This is a genomic window from Arthrobacter sp. 05T423, assembly GCF_056396245.1.
Window position 1 is genome coordinate 1 of sequence record NZ_JBFTLC010000004.1, and the last position, 16,840, is coordinate 16,840.

The window sequence follows — 16,840 nt, forward strand, 5'->3', positions numbered from 1 at the left end:
CGGGAACATGCGACTATACTTTTGCATCGAAAGGGTGCTCCTTCGCAAGGCAAATAACGGTCTCGACAACCACTATTTTCCCAGCTCAGAGCACCCTTTCCCTGCTTAAACACGCCTCGCAGCCAGCGCCCCGTGAAAACCCCGGGCTAAGGCCGCTCGACGTCCGAAACAGCACATGAAAATGCCCGGTGTGATTCACACCGGGCATTTTGGTTTCCGCAGAAAGACTAAGAATCAGGCTACGTTGTTCTCGTAATCCAGGTCCTTGGTTTCCTTGCTCAGGAAGAGTGCAATCAGCGTCAGCACTGCCATGGCACTCAGGTACACGCCCACAAGGACCGGGCTTCCCTTCGCCGTTTCCCAGAGCCACACGGCTATGAACGGGGCAACCGCCGCACCCAGGATGCTGGAGACGTTGTAGCTCACGGCCGATCCCGTGTACCGGACGTTGGTCGGGAACAGTTCGGGCAGCAGCGCCCCCATGGGTCCAAAGGTGAGCCCCATGAGCGTGAAGCCCAGGATCAACAGGGCCATGGTACCTACGAAGCCGCCGCCGAACAGTGGGACGAACACCAGGCCGAAGACGAAGATACCGGCGGTCACGCCGAGCAGCATCTTGCGGCGACCGTACTTTTCGGCCATCGGGCCTGAAACCAGGGTGAAGATGCCGAAGAACACCACACCGACGATCAGCATCCAGAGGAAGTCGTTGCGCGTGTAGCCCAGGCCCGGCACAAAGGCAGCCGCTGCGGCCTCTGTCATGGGCTTGCCGGTCTTTTCCGCCGCCGCTTTGGCGGCTTCCAAGGTGGCCGGGCGGGTGCCAAAGGTCAGCGTGAACGTGGTCATCAGATAGAACAGCACGTACGTGGCCAGCATGATGAACACACCAAGGATGAGCGGACGCCCACTGGTCTTGAAGACGCGCCCGATGGGCAGCTTGGCCACTTCCTTGGTTTCGAGAACCTTGGTGAAGGCCGGCGTTTCGATGAGCTTGAGGCGGACATAAAGGCCGATGATGACCATGACGGCGCTGACCAGGAACGGCACACGCCAGCCCCACGCTTCGAAGGCCGCGGGAGTCAGGGTGTAGCTGAAGACCAAGAAGATAACGTTGGCAATAATGAAGCCGATCGGCGCCCCCAACTGCGGAAACGTTCCATAAATGGCGCGCTTGTTGGCGGGGGCATTTTCGGTGGCCAGCAGCGCCGCGCCGCTCCATTCACCGCCAAGTGCCAAGCCCTGCGCGAAGCGCAGGATCACCAGCAGCGCCGGAGCCCAGAATCCCCAGCCCGGCACCGTGGCCGTGGGAAGGCAGCCGATAAGGAACGTGGCGATACCCATAGTCAGCAGGGACGCAACCAGGGTGCCTTTGCGGCCGAACTTGTCACCGAAATGGCCAAAGACCACAGACCCGAGCGGGCGGGCGATGAACGCGACGCCGAAGACTGCGAACGAGCTCAGCAGCTGCGTGGTTTCATCCTGCCCGGGGAAAAAGAACTTGGGGAAAACGAGCACCGCGGCAGTGGCGTACACGTAAAAATCGTAGAACTCGACGGTGGTGCCGATGAGGCTTGCGACGATCACGCGGCCACGTGAGTTCACCTGCCGCGCGGAACCGGACTGCGACGAGGTAGCAGTGGAAGACATGTAGGGGACGCTTTCATGAGAAATGGACGGACCTCGCCAGGAAGCCCCTCCAAACATAGGGATAAAACAGAGTTCAATCTTAGTTCCCGCAGTCCATTGAACGGACAAGTGAGTCCGGCATGCGGACATTTCGGGTTGTCTCAACATGAGGTCGTCCGACAAGCCTAACGCCGCCCAGAGTGGCCTGATAGGCAAATGTCACAGCACGTTAACAAACCGCGACCGTCTGCGAAACGCGTCGTCCCTACCTTGGAAGGACAACATTCCCCAAGGAGGTACACCGTGACTGCTGACCGCACCGCAGACGCCGGAACCCACAATTCCCTCGATCTTGCCGCCGCCACCACCGCCACCGACGCACCAGTCCTTGAAGAGCGCCCGGGGCGGTGGATCGCCAACTGGGACGCCGAGAACAAGCACCAGTGGGAATCGCAGGGCCGCTCCATCGCGCGCCGGAACCTGAACTGGTCCATCTTCGCCGAATTCCTCGGATTCGTCGTCTGGCAGCTGTGGTCCATCGCGGTGGTCCAGCTCCCCGCCGCCGGGTTCACGTTCAGCACCTCCGAAATCTTCTGGCTGATCTCCATGCCCAGCCTCATCGGCGCCACGCTCCGGATTCCCTACACGTTCATGGTTCCGCGCTTCGGCGGCAGGAACTGGACCATCGTCTCCGCGCTGCTCCTGCTGATTCCCACGCTGGGTCTGGCCCTGTGCGTCTCCAATCCTGAAACGCCCTTCGGCGTCATGCTGTTCGTGGCAGCCCTTGCAGGCTTCGGCGGCGGCAACTTCGCCAGCTCCATGGCCAACATCACCTTCTTCTACCCGGCCCGCGAAAAGGGTTGGGCGCTGGGCCTGAACGCCGCCGGCGGCAACCTCGGCGCAGCGGTGGCACAGCTTGCCGTCCCGATCGTCATCACGCTGCTGGCCGCGGGCACCGTCAACCTGCCCGTCGCCGGGCTCATGTGGGTGCCGCTGATCCTGCTGGCAGCTTTTGGCGCCTACAAGTACATGAACAACCTCACCAGCGCCAAGGGTGACGTGGCGGGATCCCTGGCGGCCGTCAAGGAACCCCACCTGTGGGTCATGGCCCTGCTCTACATCGGAACGTTCGGCTCCTTCATCGGCTTCGCCGGCGTCTTCCCCAAGCTCATCAAGGACTACTTCCCGGCTTTCTCCTCCATCTCCGTCGGTGCAGTCGCCCTCTCCCTGGCCTTCCTCGGCCCGCTGGTCGGCTCGCTGACCCGCCCCTACGGCGGCCGCATGGCTGACCGCATGGGCGGAGCGCGAATGACCGTGACGGCCTTCGCCGCCATGGCCGTCATCACGCTGACGATGATCTGGACCCTGCCGCTGAAGAACTTCTGGCTCTTCCTGGTCCTGTTCCTGATGCTCTTCACCGCCAGTGGCTTCGGAAACGGCGCTACCTACCGCATGATCCCGGTGATCTTCGCGACGTCCAGCCGCGCGGCCCGCTCCGGGGCCAGCTCGGTGCAGACCCAGCGCCTGGCGTCCTCGGCGCTCGGCCTGATCTCCGCCATCGGCGCCTACGGCGGGTTCGTCATCCCGCAGGTGCTGAACGCCTCCAACACCGCCACCGGCTCCTACACCCCGGCGTTCTACGGCTTCGTCGGAGCGTACGCCCTGATGCTCACTGTCTGCTGGTTCTGCTACATCCGCAACGCCAACCGAAACGCGATGGGACACGTCTAACATGACCAAAAGCGCCGACACGCACTGCCCTTACTGCGCTTTGCAGTGCGCCATGACGCTCAAGTCCCCGGCGGCCCAGGCCGCAACGGGCCTGGCCCCGGCTGTGCAGCCGGGGTCAGGCCCCGTGCCGGCTGTGCCGGTCCTTGAAGTGAGCGGCCGCGACTTCCCCACCAACCGCGGCGGCCTCTGCCGCAAGGGGTGGACGTCCGCGTCGCTCCTGCAGCACCCCGGACGCGTCACCGAGCCCATGTTCAAGGGACCCGACGGCGTCTTCCGCCCCATCTCCTGGGACGAAGCGCTGGGCCGCGTTACCGCCGCCGTCAAGGACGCCCGCAGCAAGTACGGCGCGGACTCCGTCGGCGTGTTCGGCGGCGGCGGCCTCACCAACGAAAAGGCGTACCAGCTGGGCAAGTTCGCCCGCCTGGCACTGGGCACCTCCCGGATCGATTACAACGGCCGGTTCTGCATGTCGTCGGCGGCTGCCGCGGGCATCCGGGCCTTCGGCCTGGACCGCGGGCTGCCCTTCCCGCTTGAGGCGCTGGACACGGCCAGCACCATCCTGATGCTCGGCTCCAACGTGGCCGAGACCATGCCGCCGTTCGTCCAGCACCTGCAGGGCGTGCGCGACGCCGGCGGCTTCATCGTGGTGGACCCGCGGCGTTCCGCCACGGCCGCGTTCACCTCCGACGGCGGCGGCATCCACCTGCAGCCCCTTCCGGGCACCGACCTCACCCTCCTGCTGGGCCTGTCCCACGTGGTGATCCACGAAGGGCTCCTCGACGCCGACTACATCCAGGCGCGCACCACCGGCTTCGACGCCGTGGCCCGGTCCGTCAACGCGTACTGGCCGGAGCGGGTCCAGTCCATCACGGGCGTCCCCGCCGAGCTCATCCGCGAGACGGCCCGGCGGCTGGCCAGCGGCGCACGCCAGGGCGGCAGCTACATCCTGACCGGACGCGGCGTCGAGCAGCACGTGGACGGCACGGACACCGCCACGGCGGCCATCAACCTCAGTCTCCTGCTGGGCCTGCCCGGCAGCGCGCGCAGCGGCTACGGCACCCTCACCGGCCAGGGCAACGGCCAGGGCGGCCGCGAGCACGGCCAGAAGGCCGACCAGCTGCCCGGCTACCGCAAGATCACCGATCCCGCCGCCCGGGCACACATGGCGAAGGTCTGGAACGTTCCCGAGTCGCTCATTCCGGGCCCCGGCCTGCCGGCCGTGCAGCTGCTCAAATCACTGGGACAGCCCGACGGCGTCCGGTGCCTTTTCGTGCATGCCTCCAACATCGCGGTGGCCTCGCCGGATGCCAACGCCGTCATCCGCGGGCTCCGCAGCCTGGACTTCCTGGTGGTCTGCGACTTCTTCATGTCCGAGACCGCAGCCGAGGCCGACCTCGTCCTGCCGGTGCTGCAGTGGGCCGAGGAGGAAGGCACGCTGACCAACCTGGAAGGCCGCGTCCTCCGCCGCCGGCAGGCGATCCAGCCGCCCGCCGGTGCCCGCAGCGAGCTGTGGATCATGGCCCGGCTGGCCGAGGCCCTCGATGCGCCATCCAGCTACAGCGACGATCCGGAGACGGTCTTCGAGGAGCTGCGCCTGGCATCCGCCGGCGGCCCGGCCGACTACTCCGGCATCGACTACGCCATGCTGGACAGCGGCGCGGCCGCGTACTGGCCCTACCCCGCCGGCAGCACCGGAACCCCGCGCATGTTCCTGGAGGCATTTGCCCACCCGCACGGCAAGGCGGTCATGACCCCGGTGGCCCCCCGCCGTCGTCGTACCCCCATGGCGCATCCTGACCCGGCCGCCAAGCCAATGACCCTCATCACCGGGCGTTTGCTGGAGCACTACCAGTCCGGTGCGCAGACCCGGCGGGTGGCGGAGCTCCTGGCCTCCCAGCCCGAGGCGCGGATGCAGATCCACCCGGCCGCCGCGGCGGCGATGGGCATCACGGACGGCGCGGAGGTCTCGGTGGCGAACGGGCTCGGTGAAGTGGTCTGCAAGGCCGAGCTCAGCACCGCCATCCGCCCGGAAACCGTCTTCCTGCCGTTCCACTTTCCCGAGCTGGAAAGCGCGAACCGGCTGACGGAAGCAGCCACGGACCCCATCTCGGGAATGCCCGAATTCAAGTACAACAACGTCTGGGTCCGGCTGGCAGCGGCCGCCCCGATCACCAGTGTTCTTCAGACAGCGGAGGCCTCATGAGCGAGCAGATTGTAATCGTCGGATTCGGTCCGGTCGCGGCGCGGCTGGTCGACGAACTGATGCCCGCACTGCGCGCCGGGCAGGTGGGCCTGACGGTCATCGGCCAGGAAACCGAGGCCGCGTACAACCGCGTGCTGGTGGCCGACCTCGGAGTTGGCCGCACCACCCCCGAAGCGCTGGCCCTCGCCGACGCCGCAGCACTGGTGGCCGACGGCGTCGACGTCCGGCTGGGTGTAAAGGTCAGGCGCGTGGACCGCGCACGGCAGTCCGTCATCCTCTCCGACGGCACCTCGGCCCACTACGACCGGCTGGTCTTCGCCACCGGTTCGCGGCCCGTGATCCCCAACCTCACGGGGCTGAACCCTGACCCTGCAGCGCCGGTCCTTCCGGCGGGAGTCACAGCACTCCGCGACCTCCGCGACGCCGAGGTGCTGCGCACGGCGGTGGCAGGCCGCAAGCGCGTGGTGGTGCTGGGCGGCGGCGTGCTGGGGCTTGAGACGGCCCTCGCGGCCGCCGAGGAAGGCGCCACGGTAACCGTGGTGCACAACGGGCCGCACCCGCTGGGCCGGAACATCGACCGCGGCGGCGGCGCCGTCCTGGCCGCCGGCCTGCGCAACTGCGGCGTCCGGGTGGCCGGCAACGCCCGTTCAACCGGCATTGAGCACAACGCCCCCGACGGCGGGTTCTCGGCACTGCTCCTCGACGACGGATCGGCGATCGACGGCGACCTGCTGGTCCTCTCCTGCGGCGTCCGCCCGCGCGTCGAGCTTGCCGAGGGCTGCGGGCTCTCCACCGAAACGGGCATTCTGGTGGACCACCGGCTGCGCGCACACCACGAGCCACACATTTTCGCCATTGGCGACTGCGCCGAGGTCCGCTGCCCGGATCCGTCCTGCGTCGAGTGCCGCACCGCACGTGGACCGTCCGGTCTGGTGGGCCCGGGCTGGCGGCAGGCCGAATGGCTCGCCGAATATCTGCTGCTGCTGTCCGAGGGTACCCCGGAGGATGCAGACTCGCTGCCCCCGCTCCCCCGGGAAAAGCCGGGCGTCATCGTGCTGAAGGCCCGCGGCATGAACATGGCTGTGGCCGGGGACAACTCCGCAGAACCGTGGGACGAGGAAGTCCTGGCGGCCGGGGCGGTCAACGGCAGGCCGCGCCTGCAGATCGCGCAGTGGGCCGATCCCGAGCACGGGCGCTACGTGAAGATGACCACCCGCGGCGGAGTGCTGGAGGGCCTGGTCAGCGTGGGCATGCCGCGCACCGCAGGAGAGCTGGTGCAGCTGTTCGAACGCGGCGCCGAACTGCCCGCGGACAGGTCACTGCTCCTGCGCCTCGACGGCCCGGACCAACTGGCTTCGGCGGGTGCCTCCAACGACCCCGAGAGCACGGTTTGCCGCTGCGCCGGCGTGAGCGGAGGCAAGATTGCCGAGGCCGTCGCCGGCGGCTGCTCCACCGTGGCAGAGGTTTCCGCGGCAACCCGCGCGGGCACCGGGTGCGGCGGCTGCCACGAGGACATCAAGGGCCTGATCGAGAAGCACTTTCAGGGTGCGGCCGCCTAAGGCCCGTGCCGGGCGACAGGGCGCTGCCCCAGGCTGCCGCGTCACACAAATCGGGGATGCTACTGGCTGGCCGGTAGCATCGGTGGCATGAATGCCGACGAAGACGACGACATCACCGACGAGCTCCTCGCTGATTCCGACAAACTCACCGGGCTGAGCCTTGAGCTCCTGGGGCTGGACCCGCACCCCGACGACATGACCGCCGAGCAGCGGCTCCAGTTCGACCCCGAGGACCTGGCGGAGATGGTCATCGCCAGCCCCGACAGTCGGGAGCGGTCCGTGCGCCAGACCCGGCTGCTGGCCGGCCTGCTCTGGAATTCCTCCAGCATCCTCATCGACCAGCTGTTCCGCGACCTTGGCACGCTGCACCAACTGGACACCGTCACCCCCGAGGCCATCGCCGGAACGTCGGTGCTGTCCTCGCTGCCGCCGCAGTTCGCCTCCAGCTATGACGCCAAGTTCACGCAGCGGTTCATTGTGGTGGCCTCCGACGTCACCGCGTCACTTGCCCGCGGCTGGACTGCCCCCGGCTGCCTCGCGGGCGAGCTCGCCGTCCACTGCCTGCTCGATCAGGCCCGGATCACCGAGGACATTTACGAACTGGACCTCCCGGAAGAGTGGCGGGCCATCGTTGAGGAAGTCCTGCTGGAGGACGCCGACTCTGAGGCCCTGTACACGGATGGAGCCGTCGAACCGCACGGCAACTGCGAGCCGGACCCCGAAAAACTGGGTGTACGGCGCTGGTTCGAGCCCTTCGCGCCCGGCGACGCCGTTCCCCCATACGCCTGCTCCTGAGCCAGCCCACACAACTACTGCGCGATACAGCGACTGGCCGGTATGAGGACTGACCCGAACAACGGCAGAGGGTCCGATCTCATTATCGGACCCTCTGTTCAAACCCGCCCAATACTTAGCGTCCGTACCCGGCTTCAGTGGCGGTGATGTTGAAGGAACCGTCCAGCTTCACTGTCGCCCGCGATCCGTCTGCCTTGGTGATGTGTGCTTCGTAGACGGCACCCTCGGCGTCGGTCTCTACCCGCTGGACCGTCGCGCCGGTGTTGGCTGCCAGCACAGCGTTCCGCACCCGGGTGGCGGTGCTCCCCGTCAGCAGCTGCTCGGTAATCCCGTTGGCCTGGTGGCCGCCATGGGCGGAGTCCGTGCTGGACTGGCTGCCTGTTGTCGACGAGGCGAGGACGGGATAACCCATGGCGAGGTAAGCACCGCCGCCCACGAGGGCCGCGACGAGCGCGGTGTTGACTGCGGCTTTTTGAACAGTGATCATGGCATGCTCCTGGCTTCCGCGGTCCGACCGTTCGGAAGAAATTCTCCGCATAGCTGACCGCTGGTGGGTCGGTCTGTCGGGAACCCGGTGCCGCCAATCCCGGGGATCGACAGTCTGAATTTTACTCAGCTCTGCCGGTGGCGACTAGGAGCAAAACCGCCATTCACAGGATGCGCGGGGCGCCGCTTACATGTGCACGTGCAGGCGACGGGCGGCCTCGGAGATGGAGCCGCTCAGTGAGGGGTATACCGTGAAGGTGCTGGCGACGTCGTCGACGTGCAGTTTCTGCTTCACCGCGATGGAGATGGCGAAGATCAGCTCGGACGCGTTGGCGCCCACCACCACGCCGCCGATCACGGTGCCCGATCCCTTGCGGGCGAAGATCTTGACGAAGCCATCCTTGACATTGCGCATCTTGGCGCGGGGGTTGCTCTTCAACGAGAGCTTGATGATGTCGCCCTGGTACTTGCCGGACATGATCTCGGCCTCGGACACGCCCACCGACGCGATCTCGGGCGACGTGAAGATGTTGGACGCCACCTGGTGCAGCTTGATGGGGGTCACCTGGTCGCCCAGGAAGTGCGCAATCGCGATCCGGCCCTGCATGGCGGCGACTGAGGCGAGCGCCAGGACGCCGGTGCAGTCACCGGCAGCGTAAATGTTCGGGGCGGTGGTGCGCGACACGCCGTCCACCTTGATGTGGCCGCTTTCCGTGAGCGCCACGCCGGCTTCCTCCAGGCCGATTCCGGCGGTGTTGGGAATGGAGCCCACGCACACGAGGCAGTGGCTGCCGGTGACCTTGGAGCCGTCACCGAGGGTGACCACCACGCCGTCGTCGGTCCGCTCCACCGTTTCGGCACGCGAACGGGACAGCACCTTCACGCCGCGGCGTTCGAAGACCTCTTCCAGCACCTCGGCAGCGTCCGTGTCGGAACCCGGAAGAACGCGGTCGCGGCTGGAGATCAGAGTGACCTTCGAGCCCAGGCCGTTGTAAGCGGAAGCGAACTCGGCACCGGTCACGCCGGAGCCCACTACGATCAGTTCCTCCGGCAGTTCGTCGAGGTTGTAGATCTGCGCCCAGTTCAGGATCCGCTCGCCGTCCGGCCGTGCCGTGGGCAGCTCCCTCGGGTGCGCCCCGACGGTGAGCAGGATGGCGTCCGCCTCGACCGTTTCGGTTCCGTCGGCGGTCAGGACTTCGATGGTGTGGTTGTCCACCAGCTTCCCGGAGCCGTTCAGGATGCGGACGTTCTGGTGCTCCAGGCCGGTCTGGATGTCGAGGGACTGCTGGCGGGCGAGGCCGAGCAGGCGGTCATTGATGTGCTTGAGGTCCGCCCGCATGACCGGAACGAAGTCCCCGCCGTCGACGTCGAACTTGACTCCCAGCTCCCCCGCACCGCTGACGCGGGTCATCAGGTCCGCCGTCGCGATCAGCGTCTTGGACGGCACGACGTCGGTCAGCACCGCGGAGCCGCCAAGGCCGGCCCGCTCGATGATAGTGACTACGGCTCCCAGCGAGGCGGCCACCATGGCGGCTTCATAGCCACCCGGGCCTCCGCCGAGAATTGCGATTCGGGGGGCGCTGAAATCAGGATGCATAGTCACAAGCGACCATTCTCCCGCATCCTGCGCCGGACCACCAACCGTCCGCGGCCGGCCGGGCAACCCCGAGGGGCGCGTTTCTGCCAACCGTGCCGGCCGCGGCACGGTAGCTTGGACCGGGTGAGCACAACAGAATTCCTGAACACGGATCCCTTCGAGGCAGCGCGCACGGCCGCGGACTACATCGCGTCCGAGACAGGCGTCGAAGCGCACGACATCGCCCTGGTCCTGGGCTCCGGCTGGGCCGAGGCCGCCGACCTCATCGGCGAGACCACCGCGACGCTGGCGGCTCCGGAAGTCCCGGGCTTTTCCGCGCCGGCCGTGGAGGGCCACGTGGGCACAATCCGTTCCGTGCTGACCCGGGACGGCAAGCGGGCCCTGGTCCTCGGCGCCCGCACGCACTACTACGAGGGCAAGGGCGTCCGGGCCGTCGTGCACGGCGTGCGCACCGCGGCCGCGGCCGGTTGCCGGACGCTCGTTGTCACCAACGGCTGCGGCGGCCTCAACGAAAACTGGGCACCGGGCACTCCCGTGCTCATCAAAGATCACATCAACCTCACCGCGGCATCCCCGCTCGAGGGCGCCACGTTCGTGGACCTGACCGACTTGTACTCATCGCGGATCCGGGAGCTGGCCCGCGAGGTGGACCCGTCGCTGAACGAAGGCGTCTACGCCCAGTTCACCGGCCCGCATTACGAGACGCCGGCCGAGGTGCAGTACGCCAAGCGGATCGGCGCCGACCTTGTGGGCATGTCGACGGCACTGGAGGCCATCGCCGGCCGGCATGCCGGCATGGAGGTCTTCGGCATCTCGCTCGTCACCAACCTGGCGGCCGGCATCAGCCCGATCCCACTGAGCCATGAGGACGTGCTCGAAGCCGGACACGCCGCCGCACCGCGCATCTCCAAGCTCCTCGCGGAAATCATCGCCCGGCTCTAACCGCAACGCGGGGGGCCCACGCCCGCCGTGTTCCCCGGCCGTGGAGCCGCCCGGGCGAGGGCCCCAGCCCGAGCTTGCGAGGGTAGGGAGCCGGTGCGGACTTGCGAGGGAAGGGGGGCGGGTGGGGACACTTAGCGCCCGTTGCGGGCTTCGGAAGGGGCGCTAGGTGACCCCGCGTTGTCGCCGGCGAGGAGTTGGGCGAGCGAGCTGGCGCGTGCCTCGGGGAACCGCCGCTCAAGGGACTGTGCAATGCCTGCCACGGTCTGCCGCGCGAGCTCGGTGCGCCAGGCCAGCTCCGCCTGGCGCATGGACTGCGAAATGATGCAGCTCCGACGGTAGTCCTCGTCCGCATCGCCGCCGGGGCAGTTCCCCAAAATGCCCTCGCAGCGGAACGCCAGCTCCCGGCCTTCGATGGCCAGCACCACGTCCAGCACCGAGATCCGGTCCGGCCGCCGCGCCAGCTGGAACCCGCCCCTGGGGCCGGACACGGACTGCAGGACGCCTGCCCGCACCAGGGACTGCAGCTGCTTGTTCAGGTACGCCGGCGGCAGCTTGTACAGTTCGGCAAGCCGACCGCTGCTGATCGGTTCCCCAGCGGGCGCCCACGCCATGTTGACGCAGCAGTGGAGGGCCCACTCCACCCCCTGGTTCAACTTCACAACCCAGACGCTACGTGTCCAGAATTTTTCCTGTCAAGAGCGTGCCGGCTGCCGTGAACCGATGCAGATGTGACCGGTCCGCAAGCCGCTCCGGCACCGTTCCGCCGCACTTTGACGATAGTTTGGTTTCCATGACGTCTTCCGAAGCCGATCTTCAGCTGCTCAACGACGCCCGCGCCTGGGCCGCCTCGGATCCGGACCCCCGGACCGCGGCGACGCTGACCGAGCTCGTGAAACTCACCGAGGCTGGCACCCCCGCCGCCCGGCAAGAGCTTGAAGACAGCTTCCGGGGGACGCTGCAGTTCGGAACGGCCGGCCTCCGTGCCGCTCTGGGCCCGGGCCCCAACAGGATGAACCGCGTCGTGGTCCGCCGCGCAGCGGCGGGCTTGGCCAACTTCCTGGCCCGCACGGTGACGGAGGCTGCGCCCGGCAGCCGGCCACGCGCCGTCGTCGGCTATGACGCCCGCTACAGCTCCGACATCTTCGCGGCGGAAACGGCGGCAGTGCTCACCGCCGCCGGGATCGAGACGTTCCTGATGCCGGCTGCCCTGCCGACGCCGCTGCTGGCGTACGCGGTCCGGGCCCTGGACTGCGACGGCGGCGTGATGGTTACAGCCAGCCATAACCCTGCGCAGGACAACGGTTACAAGGTGTACCTCGGCCGGCATGCGGTGGAGGAAAGCGGCCGGGGAGCGCAGATCGTGGCCCCGTACGACACCCTGATCGCCGCCGAAATCAGCGCTGTGGCCGACGTTGCTTCGATCTCTCTTGCCGAGGGCGGATGGACAGTGCTGGATTCCGGGATCGTACGGGACTACCAGGCCGCCGCCGCGGCGCTGGCCGATCGCCGGCGCTTCCCGGCCCGGGACCTGAAGATCGTCCTGACACCGCTGCACGGCGTGGGCGGCGGGACAGCTGTTTCCGTCCTGCAGGCGGCCGGATTCACCGACGTGACGCTGGTCAGCGAGCAGGCGGAGCCGGACCCGGACTTCCCCACCGTCGGTTTTCCCAACCCTGAGGAGCCCGGAGCCCTGGATCTGGCGCTTGGGGAGGCAATGCAGGCGGACGCGGACATCGTCCTCGCCAACGACCCCGACGCTGACCGGGCCGCGGTGGCCGCGAAGGACCCGGACACGGGTGCGTGGCGGATGCTGCGCGGTGACGAGGTGGGCGCCCTGCTCGGAGCGCATGTTGTGGCGCGCCTGGCTGCCTCCGCCGAGGACGCCTCCGGTGCTTCCGGTGCGGACGCAGACGGCGGCGTGTTCGCCAATTCGATTGTTTCGTCGCGGCTGCTGTCACGCATCGCCGCGGCGGCCGGGTATGCGCACGAGGAGACGCTCACCGGCTTCAAGTGGATTTCCCGGGTGCCGGGCCTCGTCTACGGCTATGAGGAGGCGCTGGGCTACTGCGTTGCCCCCGGCCAGGTCCGCGACAAGGACGGCTTGTCCGCCGCAGTGCTCATCGCGGAACTCGCGGCCGCCGCCAAGGCGGAGGGCAAGACGATCTTCGACACCCTGGACGAGCTGTATCTGGTGCACGGGCTTCACGCAAGCGACCAACTGAGCATCCGCGTGGGTGACCTCGGGCTGCTAGATGCCATGATGAACCGGCTGCGCGTAAACCCGCCCGAGTCGTTCGGCGGTTCCGCCGTGGAGTCGTTCGTTGATCTGGCCGAAGGCAGCGACCAGCTGCCTCCGACCGACGGGCTGCTCTACGTGACCCGCGACCTCAGCCGCGTGATCATCCGGCCGAGCGGCACCGAGCCGAAACTCAAGTGCTACCTGGAGGTCATCCAGGCCGTGGGCTCGGCCGCTGAACTGCCCGAAGCCCGGCTGGCAGCCAGGGCCGCGCTGGACCACGTGCTCACTGATGTGCGCGAGGCCCTGGGACTGTAAGCAGCCGGTAAGGGCCGGGGCCGCTGGGACCCTAAGCTTTTAGAGCTCAACCTCGATGAAGCCGTCCACGATGCGGGTGCCGAACGCCGCCAGGCGCAGGTCCGCGTTGCCGAAGCACTCGCCCGTCTCAAGGTCGTAGACCTCCTTGTGCAGCGGCGAGGCGATGGTGGGGCGGGTACCACGTGATCCGAGGATGCCGCGTGCCATGACGAAGGCGCCCGTGGCCGGATCCTCCTGCGCTACGGCAAAAACCTCACGGGGCCCGGTACGGAACACGGCCACCTGCCGGCCGGCCACGAGTGCCGCTTCGCCCCAGGCCAGTTCCAGGTCCTCCACCGCGCAGACGCGGTGCCAGCCTGCTGCATATCCGGTGGCAAGATCCTCAAGTTCCAGTGTTGCCGTCATGTCCGGCTCCTCTCCCTTTTGCGTGCTTTCCGGCGGCGGGCCGGTCCTGCAAGACGTGTGATTGCGCCTGCTGTAGCCGCCGCTGCGGCCGTATATCCAAGCTAGGGTGACGGTGTTTCGAAGGGGTGCAGTCAATGTGTCAATAACGTAAAAGACACCTCACAGGGCCCGAAACAATCCCGTGATGCAGAAGTTAAGTTCACGAAACAATTGGGAAACTGAAGCGAAACTGCGCCTCCCTAGTCTGGATGGACAAGCTGCAGAGCACCGTCTGCGGCCCAGCGAAAGGCCCACAGTGACCGAACAGACTTCAACCTCATCGACTCCGCGCCGCATTGTGGTCGCCGGCGGCGGCCCTGCAGCCCACCGTTTTGCTGATGCCATGCATGCCCGCGGCCTCGAAGGCTGGCAGGTAACTGTTCTGACCGAAGAAGCCCACCTGCCCTATGACCGCGTTGCCCTCAGCAAGGCCCTCACGGACAGCACTGTTGACCTGACGCTGGGTACGGCTTCCATGTGGGACCACGAGTCGCTGATCCTGCAGACCGGCGAGCGTGTCGTGAAGATCGACACCGCGGGCAAGTCCGTTGAAACCGCAGCCGGCAACACCTATGCATACGACGAACTGGTGGTCGCCACCGGTTCGGACGCCGCCCGGCTCCCGCTGCCCGGCGCCGAGCGCGTGCACGTCTACCGCACCCTGGAAGATGTCTGGGCCATCAACAAGTCCATCGCCGAACTGAGCGAAAAGCTGGGCCGCAAGGTTAACGCCGTCACCATCGGCGGCGGGCTCCTGGGCCTCGAATCCGCAGCCGGCACCGAACAGCTCGGTGCCACCCCCGTGGTCATCAACGGTGCCCCCTGGCTGATGAACACGCAGCTCGACGAAGGCGCCGGCCAGGCGCTGGGCCGCCTCATCGAGGCGAAGGGCTTCGAAGTCCACGGCGGCGTGTTCCCGTCCGAAATCCAGGCGGACGACGACGGCCAGGTCACCGGTGTGCTGATGGCCGACGGCCGCGCCATCCCGGCAGACCTCGTCATCGTGGCCATCGGCGTCAAGCCTCGTGACGAACTCTTCCGCGCGGCCGAAGGCGAAGAATCCCTGTTTGACCTGGGCCCCCGCGGCGGCGTGGTCATCAACGACTACTGCGCCACCCAGGTGCCCGGCATCTGGGCCATCGGTGAGGTAGCAAACTTCGAAGGCATGTGCCTCGGACTGGTGGCACCGGCCAACACCATGGCCGAGATCGTGGCAGACCGCCTGCATGGCGGCGAGGCCACCTTCCCCGGTTTCGACACCGCCACCAAACTCAAGCTTTCCGGCGTCGATGTGGCGAGCTTCGGCGACGCGTTCGCCCGGACCGAGCACGCCCTCGAAATCGTCTACGCAGACCCCGCCCGCGGCGTGTACCAGAAAATCGTCACCACCGACGACGCCAAGACCCTGCTCGGCGGCATCTTCGTCGGCGATGCGACCCCCTACACCAGCCTGCGACCGCTCCTGGGCCGCGAGCTCCCCGCAGAACCCGGTGCCTACCTGACGGCTGCAGGCGGCGGCGACGCCCCCGAGACCGAGCTGCCAGACGACGCAATCCTGTGTTCCTGCAACAACGTGGCCGCCGGAACCATCCGCGACACCATCAACGGCTGTGGCGCCTGCGAGGGCAACGCCCCCGTCCAGGAGCTCGGCGAGCTCAAGGGCTGCACCCGCGCCGGGACCAGCTGCGGTTCCTGCGTGCCGATGCTGAAGAAACTGCTCGAAACTGAACTGACCAAGTCCGGCGTCGAAGTTTCCAAGGCCCTCTGCGAGCACATCGAACTGTCCCGCCAGGAACTCTTCGAGACCATCCGCGTCCTGGAACTGACCTCCTTCGAGGAGGTCATGGCCAAGTACGGCACCGGTGCCGGCTGCGACATCTGCAAGCCGACCATCGCCAACATCCTGGCCAGCCAGAACAGCAACTACGTCCTCGACGCCGGCCGCGGCACCCTGCAGGACACCAACGACCGCGCCCTGGCCAACATGCAGAAGGACGGCACCTACTCGGTGGTTCCCCGCATCGCCGGCGGCGAGATCACCCCGAAGAAGCTCGGCGTCATTGCCGCCGTGGCCGAAAAGTACAACCTGTACACGAAGATCACGGGCGGCCAGCGCATCGACATGTTCGGCGCCCGGCTGGAGGAGCTCCCGGAGATCTGGAAGGAACTGGTGGACGCCGGCTTCGAGTCCGGCCAGGCCTACGGCAAGAGCCTGCGCACGGTGAAGTCCTGCGTCGGTTCCACCTGGTGCCGCTTCGGCGTCCAGGACTCGGTGGCCATGGCCATCCAGCTGGAGCTCCGCTACCGCGGCCTCCGCAGCCCGCACAAGCTCAAGATGGGCGTCTCCGGCTGCGCCCGCGAATGTGCCGAAGCCCGCGGCAAGGATGTCGGCGTGATCGCCACCGCGGACGGCTGGAACCTGTACGTCGGCGGCAACGGCGGTGCCACGCCGGCACACGCCCAGCTGCTGGCCAAGGACCTGGATGACGAAACCCTGATCAAGTACATCGACCGCTACTTCATGTACTACATCCGCACCGCCGACCGCCTGCAGCGCACCGCACGCTGGCAGGAGGAGCTCGACGGCGGCATCAAGCACGTCGAGGACGTGGTGGTCAAGGACACCCTGGGCATCGCCGAGGACCTCGAGGCCGCCATGGCCAAGCACGTCGACACCTACGTCGACGAGTGGGCAGACACCCTGAAGGACCCCGAGCGCCTGCGCCGGTTCCGCTCCTTCGTCAACGCCCCCGACCAGAAGGACGACTCCATCACGTTCGTCCCGGACGAGCGCGGCCAGATGCGCCCGGCCACGGCTGAGGAAAAAGGGAAAGTACTGATCGGGTCCACCATCCCGATGCGGCCCGCCACACCGGAACTGATTGATGAGAACGAGGTATAGG

General features: G+C 67.2%; 12 protein-coding genes. 7 read left to right on the plus strand and 5 right to left on the minus strand.

What is annotated here, in order from left to right; genetic code table 11:
• Positions 1-234 precede the first annotated feature (234 nt).
• Positions 235-1,647: an MFS transporter gene (locus AC1DFE_RS04805; RefSeq protein WP_476904771.1), complete on the minus strand. Its 1,413-nt coding sequence runs from the start codon at positions 1,645-1,647 to the stop codon at positions 235-237.
• Between the two features lie 282 nt (positions 1,648-1,929).
• On the opposite strand from AC1DFE_RS04805, the gene AC1DFE_RS04810 reads away from it, so the two are divergent.
• The 4 genes from AC1DFE_RS04810 (at position 1,930) to AC1DFE_RS04825 (ending at position 7,914) form a co-directional block, all read left to right on the plus strand.
• On the plus strand, positions 1,930-3,357 hold the full coding sequence (locus AC1DFE_RS04810) for an MFS transporter (RefSeq protein WP_476904772.1): 1,428 nt from the start codon (positions 1,930-1,932) through the stop codon (positions 3,355-3,357).
• Between the two features lies 1 nt (position 3,358).
• Positions 3,359-5,560 (plus strand): molybdopterin oxidoreductase family protein, encoded by a 2,202-nt coding sequence (locus AC1DFE_RS04815; RefSeq protein WP_476904773.1) that lies wholly within the window; start codon positions 3,359-3,361, stop codon positions 5,558-5,560.
• Positions 5,557-7,119: an FAD-dependent oxidoreductase gene (locus tag AC1DFE_RS04820; protein WP_476904774.1), complete on the plus strand. Its 1,563-nt coding sequence runs from the start codon at positions 5,557-5,559 to the stop codon at positions 7,117-7,119. The genes AC1DFE_RS04815 and AC1DFE_RS04820 overlap by 4 nt, the downstream gene beginning before the upstream one ends.
• An 87-nt stretch (positions 7,120-7,206) precedes the next feature.
• Positions 7,207-7,914, plus strand: a complete 708-nt coding sequence (locus AC1DFE_RS04825) for a hypothetical protein (RefSeq protein ID WP_476904775.1) — start codon at positions 7,207-7,209, stop codon at positions 7,912-7,914.
• A gap of 115 nt (positions 7,915-8,029) precedes the next feature.
• Here the strand turns inward: AC1DFE_RS04825 and AC1DFE_RS04830 are convergent, their stop codons facing one another.
• Positions 8,030-8,401 (minus strand): hypothetical protein, encoded by a 372-nt coding sequence (locus AC1DFE_RS04830; RefSeq protein ID WP_476904776.1) that lies wholly within the window; start codon positions 8,399-8,401, stop codon positions 8,030-8,032.
• 186 nt (positions 8,402-8,587) lie between these two features.
• Positions 8,588-10,003: an NAD(P)H-quinone dehydrogenase gene (locus AC1DFE_RS04835; RefSeq protein WP_476904777.1), complete on the minus strand. Its 1,416-nt coding sequence runs from the start codon at positions 10,001-10,003 to the stop codon at positions 8,588-8,590.
• A gap of 117 nt (positions 10,004-10,120) precedes the next feature.
• Between AC1DFE_RS04835 and AC1DFE_RS04840 the strand changes: the two genes are divergently transcribed.
• Entirely contained in the window at positions 10,121-10,939 is an 819-nt protein-coding gene (locus AC1DFE_RS04840; RefSeq protein ID WP_476904778.1) for a purine-nucleoside phosphorylase, read from the plus strand.
• 131 nt (positions 10,940-11,070) lie between these two features.
• Here AC1DFE_RS04840 and AC1DFE_RS04845 read toward each other — a convergent pair whose 3' ends face one another.
• Complete coding sequence (locus tag AC1DFE_RS04845) at positions 11,071-11,598, minus strand: RrF2 family transcriptional regulator (protein ID WP_476904779.1); 528 nt, start codon at positions 11,596-11,598, stop codon at positions 11,071-11,073.
• Positions 11,599-11,729: 131 nt separating this feature from the next.
• Here AC1DFE_RS04845 and AC1DFE_RS04850 point away from each other — a divergent pair, with 131 nt between their 5' ends.
• The gene (locus tag AC1DFE_RS04850) at positions 11,730-13,493 is read left to right on the plus strand and encodes a phospho-sugar mutase (RefSeq protein WP_476904780.1); all 1,764 of its coding nucleotides are present in this window, start codon (positions 11,730-11,732) and stop codon (positions 13,491-13,493) included.
• Between the two features lie 39 nt (positions 13,494-13,532).
• Here the strand turns inward: AC1DFE_RS04850 and nirD are convergent, their stop codons facing one another.
• A complete protein-coding gene (nirD, locus tag AC1DFE_RS04855) occupies positions 13,533-13,898 on the minus strand; it encodes a nitrite reductase small subunit NirD (protein WP_476904781.1) in 366 nt (121 codons plus the stop codon).
• A 295-nt stretch (positions 13,899-14,193) separates the two neighbouring features.
• Between nirD and nirB the strand changes: the two genes are divergently transcribed.
• Positions 14,194-16,839, plus strand: coding sequence for a nitrite reductase large subunit NirB (gene nirB, locus AC1DFE_RS04860; protein WP_476904782.1), 2,646 nt, complete (start codon positions 14,194-14,196; stop codon positions 16,837-16,839).
• Position 16,840: the final 1 nt, after the last annotated feature.

What these genes read in the sequence shown, in the direction of transcription:
- AC1DFE_RS04805 (WP_476904771.1), bottom strand. Translation starts at nt 1,647, where the DNA reads ATGTCTTCCACTGCTACCTCGTCGCAGTCCGGTTCCGCGCGGCAGGTG.
- AC1DFE_RS04815 (WP_476904773.1), top strand. Translation starts at nt 3,359, where the DNA reads ATGACCAAAAGCGCCGACACGCACTGCCCTTACTGCGCTTTGCAGTGC.
- AC1DFE_RS04820 (WP_476904774.1), top strand. Translation starts at nt 5,557, where the DNA reads ATGAGCGAGCAGATTGTAATCGTCGGATTCGGTCCGGTCGCGGCGCGG.
- AC1DFE_RS04825 (WP_476904775.1), top strand. Translation starts at nt 7,207, where the DNA reads ATGAATGCCGACGAAGACGACGACATCACCGACGAGCTCCTCGCTGAT.
- AC1DFE_RS04830 (WP_476904776.1), bottom strand. Translation starts at nt 8,401, where the DNA reads ATGATCACTGTTCAAAAAGCCGCAGTCAACACCGCGCTCGTCGCGGCC.
- AC1DFE_RS04850 (WP_476904780.1), top strand. Translation starts at nt 11,730, where the DNA reads ATGACGTCTTCCGAAGCCGATCTTCAGCTGCTCAACGACGCCCGCGCC.
- nirD (WP_476904781.1), bottom strand. Translation starts at nt 13,898, where the DNA reads ATGACGGCAACACTGGAACTTGAGGATCTTGCCACCGGATATGCAGCA.